General features: G+C 67.8%; 16 protein-coding genes and 1 pseudogene. 8 read left to right on the forward strand and 9 right to left on the reverse strand.

Going from position 1 to position 18,687, the window contains the following annotated elements:
* Nucleotides 1-47 precede the first annotated feature (47 nt).
* Nucleotides 48-587, reverse strand: a complete 540-nt coding sequence (locus OG747_RS49575) for a DUF308 domain-containing protein (protein ID WP_331744197.1) — start codon at nucleotides 585-587, stop codon at nucleotides 48-50.
* Between the two features lie 74 nt (nucleotides 588-661).
* On the opposite strand from OG747_RS49575, the gene OG747_RS49580 reads away from it, so the two are divergent.
* A complete protein-coding gene (locus tag OG747_RS49580) occupies nucleotides 662-841 on the forward strand; it encodes a hypothetical protein (protein WP_405886299.1) in 180 nt (59 codons plus the stop codon).
* Nucleotides 842-1,020: 179 nt separating this feature from the next.
* Here OG747_RS49580 and OG747_RS49585 read toward each other — a convergent pair whose 3' ends face one another.
* The 5 genes from OG747_RS49585 to OG747_RS49605 all read right to left on the reverse strand — a co-directional run bounded on the left by OG747_RS49585 (nucleotide 1,021) and on the right by OG747_RS49605 (nucleotide 7,431).
* Nucleotides 1,021-3,687 (reverse strand): LuxR C-terminal-related transcriptional regulator, encoded by a 2,667-nt coding sequence (locus OG747_RS49585; RefSeq protein WP_331744194.1) that lies wholly within the window; start codon nucleotides 3,685-3,687, stop codon nucleotides 1,021-1,023.
* A 437-nt stretch (nucleotides 3,688-4,124) separates the two neighbouring features.
* A complete protein-coding gene (locus OG747_RS49590; protein WP_331744191.1) occupies nucleotides 4,125-5,447 on the reverse strand; it encodes a low temperature requirement protein A in 1,323 nt (440 codons plus the stop codon).
* Between the two features lie 23 nt (nucleotides 5,448-5,470).
* On the reverse strand, nucleotides 5,471-5,938 hold the full coding sequence (locus OG747_RS49595) for a nuclear transport factor 2 family protein (protein WP_331744188.1): 468 nt from the start codon (nucleotides 5,936-5,938) through the stop codon (nucleotides 5,471-5,473).
* Nucleotides 5,939-6,066: 128 nt separating this feature from the next.
* Nucleotides 6,067-6,513 (reverse strand): hypothetical protein, encoded by a 447-nt coding sequence (locus tag OG747_RS49600; protein ID WP_331744185.1) that lies wholly within the window; start codon nucleotides 6,511-6,513, stop codon nucleotides 6,067-6,069.
* A 24-nt stretch (nucleotides 6,514-6,537) separates the two neighbouring features.
* Nucleotides 6,538-7,431, reverse strand: coding sequence for a LysR family transcriptional regulator (locus OG747_RS49605; RefSeq protein ID WP_331765078.1), 894 nt, complete (start codon nucleotides 7,429-7,431; stop codon nucleotides 6,538-6,540).
* 120 nt (nucleotides 7,432-7,551) lie between these two features.
* On the opposite strand from OG747_RS49605, the gene OG747_RS49610 reads away from it, so the two are divergent.
* Complete coding sequence (locus tag OG747_RS49610; protein WP_331744179.1) at nucleotides 7,552-8,730, forward strand: aminotransferase class V-fold PLP-dependent enzyme; 1,179 nt, start codon at nucleotides 7,552-7,554, stop codon at nucleotides 8,728-8,730.
* A 33-nt stretch (nucleotides 8,731-8,763) separates the two neighbouring features.
* Nucleotides 8,764-9,885, forward strand: a complete 1,122-nt coding sequence (locus OG747_RS49615) for an IS630 family transposase (RefSeq protein WP_405886173.1) — start codon at nucleotides 8,764-8,766, stop codon at nucleotides 9,883-9,885.
* 111 nt (nucleotides 9,886-9,996) lie between these two features.
* On the opposite strand, the gene OG747_RS49620 is transcribed toward OG747_RS49615, so the two are convergent.
* Nucleotides 9,997-11,262, reverse strand: a complete 1,266-nt coding sequence (locus tag OG747_RS49620) for an IS701 family transposase (protein ID WP_331744176.1) — start codon at nucleotides 11,260-11,262, stop codon at nucleotides 9,997-9,999.
* A 102-nt stretch (nucleotides 11,263-11,364) separates the two neighbouring features.
* On the opposite strand from OG747_RS49620, the gene OG747_RS49625 reads away from it, so the two are divergent.
* The gene (locus OG747_RS49625) at nucleotides 11,365-12,486 is read left to right on the forward strand and encodes an IS630 family transposase (protein ID WP_405886173.1); all 1,122 of its coding nucleotides are present in this window, start codon (nucleotides 11,365-11,367) and stop codon (nucleotides 12,484-12,486) included.
* 35 nt (nucleotides 12,487-12,521) lie between these two features.
* Here OG747_RS49625 and OG747_RS49630 read toward each other — a convergent pair.
* A pseudogene (locus OG747_RS49630) lies at nucleotides 12,522-12,869 on the reverse strand (transposase); the annotation flags it as partial.
* A 71-nt stretch (nucleotides 12,870-12,940) separates the two neighbouring features.
* Here OG747_RS49630 and OG747_RS49635 point away from each other — a divergent pair.
* On the forward strand, nucleotides 12,941-13,405 hold the full coding sequence (locus OG747_RS49635; protein WP_331744173.1) for an NUDIX domain-containing protein: 465 nt from the start codon (nucleotides 12,941-12,943) through the stop codon (nucleotides 13,403-13,405).
* Between the two features lie 5 nt (nucleotides 13,406-13,410).
* Here the strand turns inward: OG747_RS49635 and OG747_RS49640 are convergent, their stop codons facing one another.
* Entirely contained in the window at nucleotides 13,411-14,907 is a 1,497-nt protein-coding gene (locus OG747_RS49640; protein ID WP_331744170.1) for a nitrilase-related carbon-nitrogen hydrolase, read from the reverse strand.
* A 257-nt stretch (nucleotides 14,908-15,164) separates the two neighbouring features.
* On the opposite strand from OG747_RS49640, the gene OG747_RS49645 reads away from it, so the two are divergent.
* The 3 genes from OG747_RS49645 (at nucleotide 15,165) to OG747_RS49655 (ending at nucleotide 18,671) form a co-directional block, all read left to right on the forward strand.
* The gene (locus tag OG747_RS49645) at nucleotides 15,165-16,415 is read left to right on the forward strand and encodes a histidine kinase (RefSeq protein ID WP_331744168.1); all 1,251 of its coding nucleotides are present in this window, start codon (nucleotides 15,165-15,167) and stop codon (nucleotides 16,413-16,415) included.
* A complete protein-coding gene (locus tag OG747_RS49650; protein ID WP_331744166.1) occupies nucleotides 16,412-17,179 on the forward strand; it encodes a response regulator transcription factor in 768 nt (255 codons plus the stop codon). The genes OG747_RS49645 and OG747_RS49650 overlap by 4 nt, the downstream gene beginning before the upstream one ends.
* 319 nt (nucleotides 17,180-17,498) lie before the next feature.
* Entirely contained in the window at nucleotides 17,499-18,671 is a 1,173-nt protein-coding gene (locus tag OG747_RS49655) for an IS701 family transposase (RefSeq protein WP_331745029.1), read from the forward strand.
* Nucleotides 18,672-18,687 lie beyond the last annotated feature (16 nt).

An 18,687-nucleotide genomic window follows, 5' to 3' on the forward strand; every position in this document is an offset into this window, starting at 1 on the left:
GGACGCGGGATCATCACAAGATCAGTGTGAGCCCTCAATCGATGTGCCTACCGTGCGCTCGGGCTTACGTTGGCGCGGGACCTCAGTTGGAAGGAAAGGACGAGAGTGGAGACCCCGTGAACGAGGCTGAACAGACCGAAGACCGCGGCGAGCGAGACCACCCCGACGTCGGGGCGCGCAAAGAGCACGAATGCCAGCATGATCGAGATCAGGCCGGTCAGGGTCGTGAAGGCGCGATAGCCGGCCCTCATACCAGGGAGGAGGCCCAGTGCGATCTCGCCGGCGCCGGCCATCAGTGCCCAGACGCCGATGCACACGGTGAGGGCGAGTGCTGTGATGCCAGGCCAGGTCAGCGCGACACATCCTGCCCCGAAGGAGATGAGTGCCAGGAACAGCCAGCCGAGGACAGGGCCGACGCGATCACTGCTGAATGCGCGCAGTGACTCCACGGCGCTGAGAAGGAAGGCGAAGACAGCGAAGACAATTACGAACGCGCCGATGGTGATGCTGGGCCAGAGGACTGAGGTGGCCCCGAGAGCGATGCTGAGCAGGCCACGCCACAGGAGCGTTGTGGTGGATTTCGGCATTCGTTCTCCTCTTTGGTAGGTCCGGGCTCTCGCCTTCGAGGGCAAAGCAGCTCGACAGGCGGATGCTGAGGTCGGTGCCGGTGGTTAACGCCGCGATGTCGGCGGACGCGAAGACGCAGCCGGGGCTTGGGAAGGACCGGCGCGGCGGACGCGCCGGTTATGAGCAGGTGTTCGGTGCGGCCGAGATGGCGGCACCGCAGTTCTGCAAGGCGGGAGTCAGGTCCAGCGTGGCCAGCGTGATGGCGTGCACATGATGTCGTCGATGTATCGCGGGTGGTGCAGGACGCCGTCGCGCCGACTCCCGGCCCTTGTCGATTCCGATCTGTTCGATGCGTTGCCAGGATCGCGGGTGGGCGTGTGACGGGTCATCACTCGAATCCGGCGATTCGCATCGTTGGCGTCGGCGAGGCGTTTCCTGGTGACCCGTTGTCCTTCAGGCGCGGTTTCGGGCCAGCAGTCGCAGTTCACGGCTGCGCTGTACGGCCGAGGAGCGGTCGGTTGCGCCGAGCTTGGCGTAGATGCGGCGCATGTGGGTGTTGATGGTATTGAGGGAGACCGATAGCTCGTTAGCGATCTCGGGCCTGGTGAGGTTCGTCGGCAGGAGGCGCAAGACCCTCAGCTCGCTCGGGCTGAGCGCCTCGGCTGGACCGCCGGGCGCCCAGGCAGCTGCTGCCAGGGTGCCGTCGTGGACCATGTCGAGGATGTCGGCGATCAATGCGGCGTGTGCTTCTCCCCGTGGCCCCAGGGTGTCCAGCAACTGCCACGCACCCGTCATCGCGAACGGGAAGATCAACCGGTCTGGTTCCGCGATGGTCAGTGCCCGTTCGATGCTGACCTGTGCGGCGCGCCCATCCCCCAGGTCACGGCAGGCGAGCGCGTCGAGGAGGTTGGCTTCGACTCGCGTGAGGTACGGGTTGACGGGGGCTGTGCCGTCCAGGACCGGCCGGAGTTCGTGGCGGGCTCGTTCAGGGTCCTTTTCGGCCAGGCTGATGACCGCTGCGGCGTTGCTGGCTTCACCGCTCGAAGCCTGGCGTTCGTCGAGGTCGGAGAGGGTCTCGCGGGCCAGGTCGACCATGCCGAGCCGGGCCTGGCATGCGGCGGTCCAGCCGATCACTCTTATCGCCAGCGCGTGCTCGCCGACCATGCGGGCCTGGACCCGCCGGGCGGCGGCCAGTTCCTCCAGTGCTTCGTGGTGGTGGCCGTGCGCTGCGGGGACGCATGCGGCGAGCAGATGGGCCAGCACCCGTAGTCCGGGTTCGCCCGACCTCTCGGTTGCTTTACGGGCGCGCTTCAGCCAGTGTGTGCCGCCGTCGAACTCGCCGGTCCAGATCAGCATTCCGGCGAGTGTCACCTGCGCCGGCGCGATCACCGAGTTGTTGTCCCAGCCATGCCGAGCGGCGAGAGCGATGGCTTCCTCGCAGCGCCGACGGGCCTGCGAGAAGGAGCGGGGGCAAGAAGCGAGTCCGTAGTAGGAGAGGCACGCCACCTCCAGGTAGGGGCGGCCGATGTCCCTCGCCAGGGCGGCGCCCTCCAGCAGGTCCTGCTCGCTGTCGGCCAGCCGTAGCAGCCAGGCTTTGACGACACCGTGGTTGAGGAGGGCGACGGCGCGCAGGTCACTGCTGAGCGCCGTCTCGGCACCCGACTGGCTGGCGGCGTTGGTGGGCAGGGCTTCGACCAGTTCGGACACACCATCGAAGTGACCGCGCAGGCGTGCCAGCAGCAGTTCCAGGGATGCAATGGCCATGCGGAGTCGGGACCGGCGGTTCACTGGTGTGGTTGCGGCATAGGACCGGGCGACATCCAGGTGTGCGGCGGCCTCGTCGAGACACATCCTGTCGAGGTCGGTGATGGCTTGGACCAACGACAGACCGGGGTGGTCTTTGGCGGCTTGCGCAGGAAAGGCGCGCAGCAGCGCGGACACGGTTTCGGTCTGCCCGTCGAGAGTGAGGCTGACGGCGTGGTCGGTGAGCAGGTCGGCCGCCTGACTCCAGTCGCCCGCGGCTTGGAAATGGTGGACGGCATCGGCGATGTGCGAGTGGTCTGTGAACCAGTGCGCGGCGATCCGGTGCAGGTCCGGGATGTCTCCTGGGAAGGTGCGGCGCAGTTCGAGCCGGAGCAGGTCACCGAACATGTGGTGGTAACGGAACCACGTGCGGTCGGCGTCGAGTGAGACGACGAACGCGTTGGCGTCCTCCAGGTCCAGCAGGATCCGCTCTGCCCCGGCGGAGCCGCTCAGCAGGTCGGCCAGCTCACCGTTGACCTGGTCCAGGAACGAAGTCCGCAGCAGCATTCGCTGAACGTCCAGCGGCTGCCGGTCGAGCATCTCCGCCATCAGGTATTCGGCGACCGTACGGTCGCTGCCGGAGAACTCGGTGACGAACTGGGCTGCGTCGGCTCGCCCTTCGAGTGAGAGCACCGCCAGCCGTAGCCCGGCCGCCCAGCCCTCAGTCCGCTGATGAAGCATCGCCGCAGCCGCTTCGGGCAGCGCAATTCCCGCGGTGGCCAGGAGGTCACGCGTCTCCTCCTGGCTGAAGCGCAGTTGTGCGTCGCGGATTTCGGCCAACTGCCCTACAAGGCGCAGCCGGTGGAGGCGCAGTGAACGGTCCCGTCGAGTGGCCACGATCGCGTGGACGTCCGGCGGGAGACTCATCAGGAGCCTCGTGAGCTGCTCGACAGCATCGGCAGAACTGAGCTCGTGCAGGTCGTCGATGACCAGGAAGAAGGGCCTGCCCCAGTCCATGAGCTCGGAGAGAACCCGGTCCACCATGGCGTTGCCGTCGAAGCCACGAGCGACCGGCTGCTCCACCTCGCCCGTGCCGGTAGCAGACCGGACCGCGGCCAGGAGAGCGAGCCAGAACTGCTGGGCATCGTGCTGGCCGGGCCGTACGGACAGGAAGGCGATGTGACGGCTTTGACCAGACCGGTTGGCCCAGACCCGCAGCAGTGACGTCTTCCCGCTGCCAGCGGGAGCGGAAACGATCGTCACTGGCATTTGGGCGGCTTGGTCCAGCAGGCTGACGAGACCATGACGGTCGATCAGCCCCTGCCGCCCCTGGCTCGTTGGGCGACCAGAAGTCGCCGTTGCTGACCGTTTGGTCATCGCGCCTCTCCCTTCCCGCGTCTGAACTCCGTCACCGGTCGCTGTGTGTCGAGAGCGCAGCCTCGTGGTCCCACCGCGCCTGGGATGCAGCGATCACCGTGGCCTCCAGCCCCTGTGATCTTGGGCCGATTCGATCAGGCAACTCACCGGGATCAAGGGATGGCCTGTCGCCAACTGCGCGGTGAGGCTGGAAGCCGATAACGGACGGGGAAGCAGTGCCGGGCGCCATTCGACGGCGCTTCGAGGGCCGGTGCTGGTCCTCTCTCGCCCCCTCGCGGCGATCGGGCCCGACCTGGTGCTCGGAAATACCCATGCCCTGCAACTGCTCGGCTCCTCGGGGCCCTGGCTCATCGAGCCCAGGGCCCCGTTGCAGCCCGGCACATGTGAGGCCGGTGCCCGGCGCTGGCCCCCGCGGCGTGGCCTGGCCTCTGGTGCGGCTACCTGAGCGGGCCGGCGACGCCAGTCCCGCCGACACCGGCCAGGTCCGGGCCGAGCCGCTCAGCCCGAGTGAACTGCGGGTACTGCGCCACCTGCCGACCAACCTGACCCGGCAGGAAATCGCCAACGGGGTAACGGTCTCGCTGAACGCCGTCTGGCGGATGACGGCGACGCCCCAGGGAACGCCGAGCAGGGCCACGAGGGCAAGGCCGAGAGGCAGTGGAGCCGGTCGGGCGACGGCAAGTGCCAGGCAGAGGACTCCCACCACGGCGCAGGCGCGGGGCGATACAGCGCACGGTCGGCGCGCCATGCCTCAAGGCTCGCCGACAGGGCCATCGCGGCGGCGAGCGCGACGACTGTGGCGGCACACAGCAGCCACGCGATGGAGGCGGGGTGCGCCCGTCGTGGGCGTGCTCGACCAGGCCCGGCATGGCCGCGCCCATGGCGGTCACGGCGGCGGTCAGCGGTAGGACGGCGATGATCCAGTGGACGGTCGCCGCGCGGGTCGGTCGCGGCGGGCGGCGGCCGACGAAGTCGAAGTACGTCGACCAGACGCCGAAACCGATCATGACCGCGACGAGACCGACGGCGATCGTGAGGGCGTCTGCGCTCTCGTGGGCCAGCCCGTCGACGACGCCGAGCACCGTCTCGCCGAGCACGATGATGGTGAACAGGCCGAACCGCTCGATGAGCGCGGGCGTGATGGTGAGGCCGGGGGGCGCCGTCCCGATCATGACGCTCAAGCCTGCGAGATAGAGGAGATCCAGCAGGAGCCAGACCGCGAGGCGAGTGTCGGCCGGCAGCAAGGCCGTTGCGGCCAGCAGGGCCGCACAGGCGATGGTCCCGCCCACGAAGACCTGGCTGGAGCGGCGGTACTCCGCACTCGTGCCGCGCTCGGCGAACAACCAGACCAGGGCGAGGACCGCGAACAGCACCGCGGCGCTGACCGAGAAGGCGAAGCCACCCGAGCCACTGGCCTTGGGGATGAACGCGCCCAGCGGGACCATGGCGAGGATCTGCACGAGCAACGCTGTGCGGCCCCGGGCGTCCTCGCGGCCGTGCAGGTCGTGGTAGAGACTGAGGCTGCCGTTGAGCCAGACGATCCAGATCAGCGTGAACACCGCGGCGAACTCCGCGAGCCCGCGCCACGACAGGTGCGCGGACAGGTGATGGGCGGCCTCACCGACCAGCACGACCACGACCCGGTCGTAGAAGAGCTCCAGCGGGCTGACAGCGCGTTCGAGCGGCTGTTCGCCGTGCGGGCGCGGCGGCTGCCACAGCAGACGGCGCAGCCGCGCCCAGCGTTCGAATGCCCCAGGCATGATGCGTGTGCGTCCGGATCAGATCAGAGCTCAAGGGGCCGCATGTCGGTCCAGTTGACCAGGAGGCGGCGCTCGGCGAACAGCCACTGCCCCTCCCGCTTGACCATCGTGTCGAGGTAGCGGATCGAGGCGACCATCATCGTCCGCGGCCCGTCGTCGGCCTCCGTCAGATGGTGGGCCAGGCAGTAGGTCTCCCCACTCGCGCGGTCGCCCTCCAGCTCGATCGTGCTCTGCCCGTTGAAGTGCATGGTGGCGGCATAGGCGTTGAGCGCGTCGAAGACCGGCGCCAGCGACTCGCGGTCATGCAGCTCCTGCGTGGGCTCGGGGTCCCTCGCGTCCATGTACACCACGAAGTGGGTGTCCTCGGTGAACAGGGCCATCTGGCCCTTGGCGTCGCGCCGGTCGGCGCAGTGCGCGTAGGCGTCGACCAGTTCGCGCAGGGCGAGCCGGTCGGCGGCCTCCGCTCCGGTGACTGACGTATGGATACTCACGGCGACATCTCCTCCACAGGTTGCGGCGCCTTCACTGCACGCCCCTGTTCAGGGTTGCCGCCGGGCAGGTGAAAGGTCCTCACCGGATTCCGGTGATTCCCGCTGACCGTCCTGCCGCCCGGACATCTCTACGCCCCGAACCGGGTGATCTGGTCCGTCCGCAGGATGCGGGGGCCGGAACCGTCGAGCCGGGCAACGGCGATCATCGCCCGCCCGAGGTGCTCGGTGCTGGTCACGTAGCGAGGTGCCACGCGGCGCAGGAGGGGATAGAGCCAGGACGTGAGCCGGTAGAACAGTCGGTACCACCGCGTTCCGGAGGTCTCCCCATGGACCGGCTGGATCCATCCGGGACGGAAGGCGTACGCACGCATGTCCATCGCCATCAGCGCATTCTCCGTCCGGCCCTTCACCCGGGCCCAGAAGACGCGCCCCCGCTCCGTGCTGTCGGTGCCTTCCCCCGACACGTACACGAAGGTCAGGTGCGGATTGCTGGCCGCCACTACTCGCGCGGCCTCCAGGGTGTAGCCGTACGTGATCTTCTCGTACTCCTCGGAGCTGTGCCCCGCCGACGACACTCCGAGGTCGAGGTCATGCGGCGGTTACCCGGTGCGGGCGGGCAGTTCGCCGATCGCGTGGCGGATCGCGGTGAGGAAGGTCTGGATCAGGGGGTGCTCCCCGGCTCCGGCGCGTACGGTCGCGAGTACGGTGCGCGTGTGGCCGGCGGAGCCGTCGAGGACGAGGCCGGGGGCGCGGTCGAACCACAGCATGTCGGGCAGGAAGGCCACCGCGTGGCCCTGCTCGACCAGCCGTGCGTGGACCAGCATGTCCGCGGACACGTAAGCGACGTCGGGCTCGAACCCGGCGGCGTGACAGATGGCCGTCGCCCATGCCCGGGCGGGCGTGCCGGCGGGTTCCATCACCCAGGGGTGCTCGGCCAAATCAGCGAGCGACGCCACGGGTGCGGGGGTTGCCAGCCGCATGGCGTCCTCGCACAGCAGGTGGTGCTCGAAGTCGGAGGCGCGGGCCGGTGGCGCGTGCCCGGGGAACGTCTCGTCGATCACGAGGTCGAAGTCCCGGGTAAGCAGACCGGGCAGCGAGGTGTGGGGCTCGGCCTGGCTGGCCTCCACCCTTGTCCGGGGATGGTTCTCCCGCAGCCAGGTCAATGCGATGGGCATCAGTGCGAGCATCGCGGTCTGGAAGGCCGCCACCCTGATCGTCCCGGACACCTCCCGCAACGAGGCCGCGATCTCCGCCTCGGCGCGCTCCAGCTCCCGCAGCGCCTTCTCCGTGCGGGCGACGAGGATCTCCGCCTGCGGTGTCAGCCGGACCCCCCGGCCTTCCCGCTCCAGCAGCGGAGCGCCGACTTCAGACTCCAGCAGCGTCAGTTGCTGGGAGACAGCCGAGGGGCTGTAGGACATGGCCGAGGCGACAGCAGCCAGCGTGCCGCGGTACTTCAGTTCCCGCAGCACCGCCAGGCGGCGCAGGTTGTACACGCCCCTCACTCCATTCATCAGATTCTGTGACCTGTCTCCTCCAGAAACATTCACTTTACTCAAGAGAGGTGCTTTGGGACTGTGAAGGCAGAGCAGCACCGCACAGATGGGAAAAAGGGCATGGACATCGAAGCGCTCCGCCAGGACACCCCGGGCACCGCGAACCGGATTCACCTCAACAACGCGGGCGCGGGCCTACTGTCGCGTCAGACTCTCAAGGCCGTGACCTCCCATCTGGAGCTGGAGGCCGCGATCGGCGGCTACGAGGCCGCGGGCCGGGAACGGGACCGCATTGATGCCGTCTACGGGCGCATCGCCCGACTGGTGGGTGGGCAGGCGGACGAGATCGCGCTGTTCGACAACTCCACCCACGCCTGGAATGCCGCGTTCTACTCCATGACGTTCAAGCCGGGCGACCGCATCCTCACAGGCCGGGCCGAGTACGGCAGCAGCGTTCTGGCCTACTTGCAGACAGCCCAGCGCACCGGAGCCGAGGTCGTCGTCGTCCCCAACGACGAGTCCGGCCAGCTCGACACCGCCGCCCTGGCGAACCTGATCGACGACCGCACCAAGCTGGTGGGTATCGCCCACGTCCCCACCAGCGGCGGCTTGGTCAACCCGGCCGCCGAGATCGGACGCATCACCCGCGCCGCCGGCGTTCCCTTCCTCCTCGACGCCACCCAGTCCGTCGGCCAGTTCCCCGTGGACGTCGCCGAGCTCGGCTGCGACATGCTCACCTCCACCGGCCGCAAGTTCCTGCGCGGCCCGCGCGGCACGGGCTTCCTGTGGGTGCGCCCCGAGGCACTGGCATACCTGGAGCCGCACGTGACCGAGATTGCCGCGGCCACCTGGGACGGCAAGCGCAGTTTCACCTGGCACGACGGCGCGCAGCGTTTCGAGACATGGGAGGTCAGCTACGCCAACGTCCTGGGTTTGAGCGCCGCCGTCCAGCAGGCCCTGGACCTCGGCATGGACGAGATCGGCCGACGCACCCTCGCCCTCGGCGCCTGTCTGCGCGACCGGCTGGACGCCGTGCCCGGCATCACCACCTACGACCTCGGCCGGCAGCGGTGCGCGATCGTCACCTGCAAGGTCGATAACATGGCCACGGCCGATGCCGCGGCCGCCCTCGCCGGGCACGGCATCAACGTCAGCACCACCGACCCGGTGCAGACCCAGTTCGACACCGAGGACCGGGACGTCCACCCGCTGGTACGGCTCTCGCCGCACTACTACAACACTGAGGCCGAGATCGACCGCGTCGTCGGGGTCCTCGCCGAACTCGCTGCGGCCCGCTAGTGTCCTGCGCCAGTAGTTGATCGTTAGTTGTGTGTGACTTCTGCTGCTGGTGCGTCAGTTCCTCGTCGGGGCCCGAAACTGGAGCCGTTGCTGCTGTCTGATGACGAGCGGGCGGAGTTGGAGCGGTGGACGCGTCGGGCGACATCGGCCCAGTCCCTGGCTCTGCGGGCGCGGATCGTGCTGGCGTGTGCGGGGCCGGAAGTACCGCCGATTGTCACGGTCGCCCGAGAGTTGCGGGTGACCGCGGACACGGTCCGCAAGTGGCGGAGGCGCTTCCTTGCCGAGCGGCTGGACGGACTGGTCGACGAGCCCCGGCCGGGCCGACCGCCCACCATCAGCGTCGATCAGGTGGAAGCGGTGGTGGTCACCACGCTGGAACAACTGCCGAAGAACGCCACTCACTGGTCCCGGAAATCGATGGCGCAACACAGTGGTCTGTCGAAGTCCACGGTCGGCCGGATCTGGCGGCAGTTCCAGCTCAAGCCGCATCTGGCGGACACCTTCAAGCTTTCGACCGACCCGTTGTTCGTGGAGAAGGTCTACGACGTCGTGGGCCTGTACTTCAACCCGCCCGAGGGTGCGGTGGTGCTCTCGGTGGACGAGAAGTCGCAGATCCAGGCCCTGGACCGGTCCCAGCCCGTGCTGCCGATAATGCCGGGCATGCCCGAGCGGCGCACCCACGACTACGTGCGCAACGGCCTGACCACCTTGTTCGCCGCCTTCGACGTCGCCACGGGTGAAGTCATCACGGCCCTGCACCGCCGGCACCGGGCCGTGGAGTTCAAGAAGTTCCTGATCAGGATCGACAAAGAGGTCCCCGCTCACCTGCAGATCCACCTGATCGTCGACAACTACGGCACCCACAAAACCCCTGCGATCAAGGCCTGGCTGGCCAAACACCCACGGTTCGAGCTGCACTTCACCCCGACCGGCTCTTCCTGGATCAACCAGGTCGAGCGGTGGTTCGGCTACCTCGCCCACCAAATGATCCGCCGCGGCGCACACAAGAACATCCAGGCCCTCGAAGCCGACATCCGCGCCTGGGTCAAGGACTGGAACGAAGACCCCAAGCCGTTCATCTGGACCAAGACCGCCGAAGAGATCCTCGACTCCCTTGCCCGCTTCTGCCGACGGATCTCTGGCGCAGGACACTAGTAGGGCTTGGTCAGGTCCGTATGGGTGTGGGTATGTTGCGGTGGCAGGTGGGGCAGGCGCCGGTCCAGAGGGCGAGGAGTGTCTGTAGCTCGCGGACGACCTGGTAAAGGCTCAGGCCGGCGCCGCGTCTTTTGGGGCCCGGGCCAGTCGTTGCAGGGTGCAGAAGGCATGCGCAACGGAGACAAGGGTGACGTGGTGGTGCCAGCCATTCCAGGTCCGGCCCTCGAAGTGGGCAAGTCCCAGGGCCTGCTTCATCTCCCGGTAGTCGTGCTCGATGCGCCAGCGGAGCTTGGCGAGCCGGACCAGCGTGGCCAGAGGCATGCCCGAGGGCAGGTCGGACAGCCAGAACTGCACCGGCTCGCTCTCACCGGCGGGCCATTCGGCCAGCAGCCAGCACACGGGCAGTTCCGGGCCGTCGGTGGCCTGGCGGACCTCGCGTCCGGCAGGCCTCACCCGCAGGGCCACGAAGCGGGAGTACATCCGCTTGCGGCCCGAGCGGCCGGTGCCGGGCCGGGAGCCCTCCCGCCACTGCACCGGCCTGGCCGCCTTCCGGCCCGCCGCGATGACCAGCTCCTTCACCGAGCGCGGCTTGTCGGGATACTTCGCCACCGGCGGGCGTCCGGACCCGGAGTACGGCTCGGCCACCGGCACCGCGTCGGCGGGCTGGGCCGACAGCGTGGTGGAGATCCCCACCACGTAGTTCAGGCCGCGGGCCTGCAGTCCGTGCCGGAAGGCGGCGGCGTCACCGTATCCGGCGTCCGCGACGGCCAGCGGCACTTCGAGTCCCCAGGAGCGGGTCTCATCGAGCATGTCCAGGGCCAGCTGCCACTTCTGCACATGCCCGACATCGTCCGGGATGCCGCAGGCGGTGCGGCGGGCAATCTTGTCCGCGTCGGCCTTCGGTGAGGCGGGATCCCACGTCTGGGGCAAAAACAGGCGCCAGTTGACCGCCGCCGAGGCGTGGTCGGACGCGAGGTGGAGTGAGACGCCGACCTGGCAGTTGGTGACCTTGCCCGCGGTGCCGGTGTACTGCCGCGACACACACGCCGAGGCAGTCCCGTCCTTCAAAAACCCGGTGTCGTCGAAGACCAGGGCGTCCGGCCCTATCGCCTCCTCCATCCGCCAGGCGAGCTGGGCCCGGATGTGCGCCGGGTCCCAGGGGCTGGTGGTGATGAAGTTGGCCAGTGCCTGACGATTGCCGTCCTCCCCGAGCCGGGCGGCCATCGGCTCGACCGACTTACGCTGCCCGTCGGTCAGCAGCCCCCGCAGATAAACCTGCCCCCACCGGCGCTGATCCTTACGCGCAAACGGCTCAAACACCTCCGCCGCAAACGCCTCCAACTCACCACGCACCACAGCAATCTCGTCCGGAGTCACACACCCTTAACGCCACACCGGACCGGCAGGACACGCACCACCACAACCGACCTGACCAAGCCCTACTAGTGTCCTGCGCCAGTAGTTGATCGTTAGTTGTGTGTGACTTCTGCTGCTGGTGCGTCAGTTCCTCGTCGGGGCCCGAAACTGGAGCCGTTGCTGCTGTCTGATGACGAGCGGGCGGAGTTGGAGCGGTGGACGCGTCGGGCGACATCGGCCCAGTCCCTGGCTCTGCGGGCGCGGATCGTGCTGGCGTGTGCGGGGCCGGAAGTACCGCCGATTGTCACGGTCGCCCGAGAGTTGCGGGTGACCGCGGACACGGTCCGCAAGTGGCGGAGGCGCTTCCTTGCCGAGCGGCTGGACGGACTGGTCGACGAGCCCCGGCCGGGCCGACCGCCCACCATCAGCGTCGATCAGGTGGAAGCGGTGGTGGTCACCACGCTGGAACAACTGCCGAAGAACGCCACTCACTGGTCCCGGAAATCGATGGCGCAACACAGTGGTCTGTCGAAGTCCACGGTCGGCCGGATCTGGCGGCAGTTCCAGCTCAAGCCGCATCTGGCGGACACCTTCAAGCTTTCGACCGACCCGTTGTTCGTGGAGAAGGTCTACGACGTCGTGGGCCTGTACTTCAACCCGCCCGAGGGTGCGGTGGTGCTCTCGGTGGACGAGAAGTCGCAGATCCAGGCCCTGGACCGGTCCCAGCCCGTGCTGCCGATAATGCCGGGCATGCCCGAGCGGCGCACCCACGACTACGTGCGCAACGGCCTGACCACCTTGTTCGCCGCCTTCGACGTCGCCACGGGTGAAGTCATCACGGCCCTGCACCGCCGGCACCGGGCCGTGGAGTTCAAGAAGTTCCTGATCAGGATCGACAAAGAGGTCCCCGCTCACCTGCAGATCCACCTGATCGTCGACAACTACGGCACCCACAAAACCCCTGCGATCAAGGCCTGGCTGGCCAAACACCCACGGTTCGAGCTGCACTTCACCCCGACCGGCTCTTCCTGGATCAACCAGGTCGAGCGGTGGTTCGGCTACCTCGCCCACCAAATGATCCGCCGCGGCGCACACAAGAACATCCAGGCCCTCGAAGCCGACATCCGCGCCTGGGTCAAGGACTGGAACGAAGACCCCAAGCCGTTCATCTGGACCAAGACCGCCGAAGAGATCCTCGACTCCCTTGCCCGCTTCTGCCGACGGATCTCTGGCGCAGGACACTAGTGTGATGCGCCGGAAATGACGAGTTTTATTTCTTGTCAGTTTTCGGTGCCGGGTGGGGCGATCTTGGCGAGGTAGTCGGCGAGCGAGTTGAGGATCTCGTCGGCGGTCTTGGTCCAGGTGAAGGGCTTCGGGTCCTCGTTCCAGGTTGCGATCCACGCTTTGATGTCGTCTTCCAGGGCCTTGACGGAGGTGTGGACGCCGCGGCGGATGAGCTTGTCGGTCAAGAGGCCGAACCAGCGCTCGACTTGGTTAATCCAGGACGAGCCGGTGGGGGTGAAGTGCACGTGGAAGCGTGGGTGTTTTCCGAGCCACGTCTTAATCTCGGCGGTGTTGTGGGTGGCGTAATTGTCACAGACCAGGTGGACGTCGAGGCCGGCGGGCACGGCCTGCCGAACCCCGCGGCCGCTCGCCGAGACCGACCACGGCCGACGGCACTCTCTGTGAGGATGGAGGCATGTCCACACCACGCCTTCGCGAGGCAGCCCGCGTCATCGTCCTGGACGGTGACGACCGAGTCCTTCTCCTGCGATACGAGGAAAATGGGAGCTTTTGGGCGGTGCCCGGCGGGTCTTTGGAGCCTGGAGAAACCCACCTCGACGCGGCCCACCGAGAACTTCACGAAGAACTCGGGGTGATCGACATGAAGGTCGGTCCCGAGCTGGCGGTCCGCACCAAGGACCACCCTGTCGGAGGCGAGACAGCCCGGCAGGTCGAGAAGTACTTCGTGGCCGTCGTGGACCCGGAAACGGTCAACCCGGCCCAGGCCAGCCAGCCCGACGACATCCGTGCCTGGCAATGGTGGAGTCTGCACGAGATGCAGGAGACGGCTCAGACGATCTATCCGCTCGGCCTCGCAGTCCTCATCACCGACTATCTCCGAAACGGGCCGCCAGCCACACCGCTCGAACTGGCTGGATAGGGCCGTCAGTCCACGGAATGGCCGGTCTCGGTGCGGGACGTGGCGGATGCGGGGCGCCATGGGTGGGTCAGAGCCGTGACGGTGAGCGCGGCGACTCCGGCCAGGCAGAGCCAGGCGAAGAGATCACCGATCTGGTCGTAGATCGTGGTGACGCCGTGCGTGGGAACGTAGGCCACCACGGTTTGTCGGCCGGTTGTGAAGTAGTCGGTGGTGGCGAGGGCCTGGCCTTTGTTGTCGTAAGCGGTCGAGACGCCCTCCGCGTCCTGACGCACCACCGAGTAGCCATCCTCGATGGCTCGCAGGCTCGCTTTCATGGTGTGCGCGCCGCCGTATGCCTTCCAGTCGTGGGAGGGAACGAGCATGATGTCGGCCCTGGTCCGCATCATGGCGGGGAAGTCGGCGTCGTAGCAGATGACATTGGCGATACGGCCGTACGGGGTGTCGGCAACGGGCACGTGGCCGTCACCGGGGGTGAACTTCTCCGAGCCGGGGATGGGATGCGCCTTCTGATAGGTCCACAGCACCTTTCCGTGGGGGTCGATGAGGATCGCCTCGTCCCTGCCGTAGGCGGGGGCGGTCGTGCTGTAGACACGGAGACCGATCTCCAGATAGACACCCGACCGACGGGTCTGCTCCTGCGCGTCCGCAATGGCGGCGGACTCGTGGGCCTCCTGGGTCTTGACCCCCTCCTCGGGCCAGACCACGATCTTCGCTCCGGCGGCGGCCTCGCGTCGGGTGGAGGCGAGCAGGTCGTTCTCGACGGCGGTCATCGCGGGCTCCACTGTCGAAGCAGGAGCGGCGGCGATACCTGCCGACCCGCCGGTGATCCGACCGAGCGTGGTCTTGAGGTGATCGGTCACGGTCCGGTCAGGGCTCACCCCGGCGATCCGCACGGTCGTACTCGTGGACGGGCTGAAGGCGAGCCGGGCACTGCCCGTGAGCACGACGGTCAGCAGGACCGCCCCGTAGACCAAGCTGCCGCGCCACGAGGGCCGTTCCCAGATCCGGTTGACGGTGCTGGCGAAGTACGCGATCAGGAATCCGATCCCCCACGAGCCGGTGACCGAGATGATCTGCAGGAGCGGGAGGTCACCGTACTGGGTGACGGCCAGCGAACCGTAGGCCGTCCCGAATGGCGACAGCACGGTGATCAGGAACTCGCCGCCCGCGACAGCAGCGGGGAAGGCCAGGGCAGCCACCGCGGGACGCAGCCGGTTGACCAGCAGTCTGTCGGCCAGGAACGGCAGCGTCTGCAAGGCGGCGAGGGCAGCCGCGCCCGCCGCGGTCACGGGGTTGAGGCCGATCGCCGACTCCTGGACCCAGAAGACGGCGGCGGCGGTGTGCGCCGGCCAGATCCACAACGCCCCGGTCCATGCGCGGCTGAGGCGGGTGAAACGCAGCAGGAGCACGGGGAAGATCCAGGCCGCGGCGGCGATGTCCCACCGGCCGCCCACCGCGAACAGCATCGTTCCGGTGCCGAGCAGCAGGAGGAGCGGCCGCACGGCGGGCGCCGAACCTCTCTGATTCTTGGGAGCGTTGCTCACGTTCGTCGCGCCGCGCTGAGGCCGTGCCGTCGGACTGGTCCGCCCGACAGGGGGGTTTGACACCGGGAAGTTCGTCATGGAAAAGACGCTAGGAGGGCGCATGCGCGCAGCGCCTCGGTCCCTATGGCGATCTCCCGGGCGGCCGCGCAACTATCGATGCACCCCTGACGGAGGATCCGCCGAGCCCTCATCTTCCTCTAACCTGACGAACCGAAATGATCACTACCATGTATGCCGCGCCACGAACCGTGCGGCGATGGACAGCCGACCGGCCGCGTCTGACGGATGTGGCCCTGGGCGGTGGCATCACGCTGTTCGATATGGCCACGGTGCTGGACCGCACACCGGAGCCGGACGGCTGGGGAGTGGCCCTGTGGGGCATGCAGACCGCTCCGCTGCTGTGGAGGCGGACACGTCCATGCGCCGTCCTGGCGACGATGACCGTCCTCTACGTGGTCTTCCAGATACTCAGCCCGATCCACGGCCGGATACCCGGCCCGTTCCTGCTCATGATCGGCGTGTATGGCGTGGCCCGCTACGCGACGGCCTCGGCGAGCCTGCCGGGGACGCTGCTGTGCCTCGCGTCGGCCACCGCCGCCGACGCCCTCACCGGGCACTGGCAGAGCCCGCGTCTCGGATCGCTGGAGCCGATCAGCGCCACGACGTTCGTCTTCTTCTTCACCCTTGCCTGGACCCTGGGGTACGGCAGGCGCAGGATCGACGCCGACGCCGCACGCCTGCGTGACCTCAATCAGCGTCTCAGGGCCGAGCAGGAGCGCAACGCCCGGCAAGCGGTGGTCACCGAACGGGCCCGCATCGCGCGGGACCTGCACGACGTGGTCGCCCACCATGTGAGCGCGATCGCCGTTCTGGCGCGAGCCGCCGAGGAGGGCATGGCGAGCGGCGTTCCACCCACCCTGGAAGCTGCAGAAGCCGCGGAAGCCATGAAGAGCGTCGGTCTCATCGCGCGGACAGCCGACACCGCGCTCATTGAGATGCGCCGCCTCCTCGGACTGCTGTCGTTCCGGGAAGAAGGGCTCGCGCCCGAACCGTCCTTGTCTTCGGAGCATCTTGAGCCGCTCATCGGCGCCGCGACGTCGGCGGGGTGCCGGGTGACGTACGTGTCGGACCTCCGGGCGCGGACCGATCCGTCCACCGGCATGCTGATCTCGGGCTACCGGATCATCCAGGAAGCACTGACGAACGTGATCAAGCACGCCGGGCCTGTCGGCGTGCAGGTCACCGTACGCGGTGACGACTCCCGCCTCACGATCGAGGTCGAGAACGACCCTGCACCACCGGACCACCGGTCCGTTCCCGGCAGCGGCCGTGGGCTCGTCGGCATGCGCGAACGTGTGGCGGCCTTCGACGGCGTGCTGCGGGCCGGCCCGCGCGAGGACGGCGGCTGGCGACTGTGCGCTGTCCTGTCCGCGAAGGCGTCTCAACCGGCAGAGGAGAGCGTATGACCGTACGAGTACTTCTTGCCGACGATCAGGAGATGGTCCGGACCGCGCTCCGGCTGGTCATCGACCGCCGTGAAGACTTGTCCGTCGTCGGCGAGTCAGCCGACGGGGAGCAGGCTGTCGCTCACGCGATCGAACTCCAGCCGGACGTCGTGCTGATGGACGTCCGTATGCCCGGCATGACCGGCGTCGAAGCCACGCGGCGCATCGCCACCCGCTGGCCCGGGCCGGGCGAGCCTCCGCGTGTCCTCGTGCTCACCACATTCGATCTGGACGAGTACGTGCACGCGGCACTGCAGGCCGGAGCCGCCGGCTTCCTGCTGAAGAACAGCCCTCCCGACCAGCTCACCCAGGCCATTCGCGCGGCCGCAGGCGGGGAGGCCGTACTCGCCCCGAGCGTCACGCGCCGCCTCATCGACACCGTCACCGCGTTGCCTGCCGCTCTCCTGCCCAACGCCCCCGTTCACCCCGACCCCGCACCGCGCGAGGGCGGGCCTGACGACGGGCTGAACGCGCTGACCGAACGCGAACTTCAGGTCCTTGTCCTGGTCGCCCGAGGCATGTCCAACGCCCAGATCGCCACGGCCCTCGGCCTCAGCGAGGGGAACGTGAAGAGCCGCGTCAACCGCATCCTCACCCGTCTGGGACTGGAGAACCGTGTTCAGGCCGCACTATTCGCCCACCAGGAGGGTCTTACCGGAAACATCCGGATGGCGATAACGCCCAGCTCTCAGCAAGCCGTGGCAGGCAGAACCGGTGACTACTAGCGTGCCCTGGCCCATGCAAATGCTGCGGTGCAGCCACAACACCACCACCTGGCGACCGCCACCACGACGACAACCACCCACTGGACACCGGAGCAGCACCCCTGCTCATCACCGGCGAGCAGCAGGACCAGTGTCCCGTCTCAGAGGATCTGGCTCCGGCTTGATCACGAACCTCGCTCGGTATGCGCATACCACGCCAACGATGGAGAGACCGCGAAGCAACGTGTTGATTCTTTACGGGCCCTAATACTGCAACCGCATCTGGGGTGACGATCAACGTTGCCTGTCGTTGATGTGACTGTGTGCTGATGCGCTGACGATCGAGCAGGTCGAGTCGTGGTCCGAGGGGATAGCCGGGCTGCATGCCCGGTTCGCCCACCGTTTCGGCAGGTCCGAGCCGCGTGAGCGAGCACTGGACTACCTTCAGGGACTGGTCGCGCCGCTGGAGAAGAAGAACGGCTGGACGCTGGCCGAGCAGGTCGGCCAGCTCCGCCCGGACGGTGTCCAGCGCCTGCTCAACCTCTCCGACTGGGACGAGAACGCGGTCCGTGACGACGTCCGTGACTTCGTCGTGGAGACCATCGGCGCCAAGGACGCGGTCCTGATCGGCGATGACACCGGCTTCCTGAAGAAGGGAACCAAATCCGCCGGTGTCCAGCGCCAATACTCGGGGACTGCGGGCCGCACGGAAAACTGCCAGATCGGAACCTTCCTGGCCTACGCCTCGGCACGAGGACGCGCCCTGATCGACCGCGAGCTCTACCTCCCGGCCTCCTGGGCCGATGACCGGGACCGCTGCCGGGCCGCCGGCATTGACGACGAGGTCTGTTTCGCGACCAAGAACGAGCACTTCAGACGGATGCTGCAACGCGCCATCGACGCCGGTGTCCCGTTCGCATGGGTGACCGCGGACGAGGCATACGGGCAGGTCAAGCACACACGATTCTGGCTGGAGCAGCGCAAGATCGCACACGTGATGGCCACCAAGGTCAACGACACGGTGGTCACGACCGACTGGGCCGAGGTCCGGGTCGACGAGCTGATCGCCGCGCTGCCCCGGCAACGCTGGAAGCGACTGTCAGGCGGGCCGGGCGCGCACGGCGAACGCGTCTACGACTGGGCGCGCGTCGCGATCCGCCCCTGCTGGGAAGACGGCTTTGGGCACTGGGTGCTGGCCCGCCGCAGCGTCAGCGACCCCACCGAGATCGCCTACTACGTCTGCTACGGACCGGCCTCCTCTCGACTGAAAGACCTGGTCAAAGTCGCCGCAGCGAGGTGGGCGGTGGAGGAGTGCTTCCAGACCGCCAAGGGCGAGTGCGGCCTGGACCACTACCAGGTCCGGCTTTATCGGGCCTGGTACCGGCACATCACCCTGTCGATGGCCGCACTCGCCTACCTGACCGCAGTCCGAGCCCAAGAAGCCACAAAAGGGGCGGCGCAGACGACGAGCAAGACCTCATACCCCTCAGCGTCCCGGAGATCCGCCGGTTGATCGGGCACCTCGTCAT

The organism is Streptomyces sp. NBC_01384 (genome assembly GCF_045040035.1).
Taxonomy (GTDB): Bacteria; Actinomycetota; Actinomycetes; order Streptomycetales; family Streptomycetaceae; genus Streptomyces.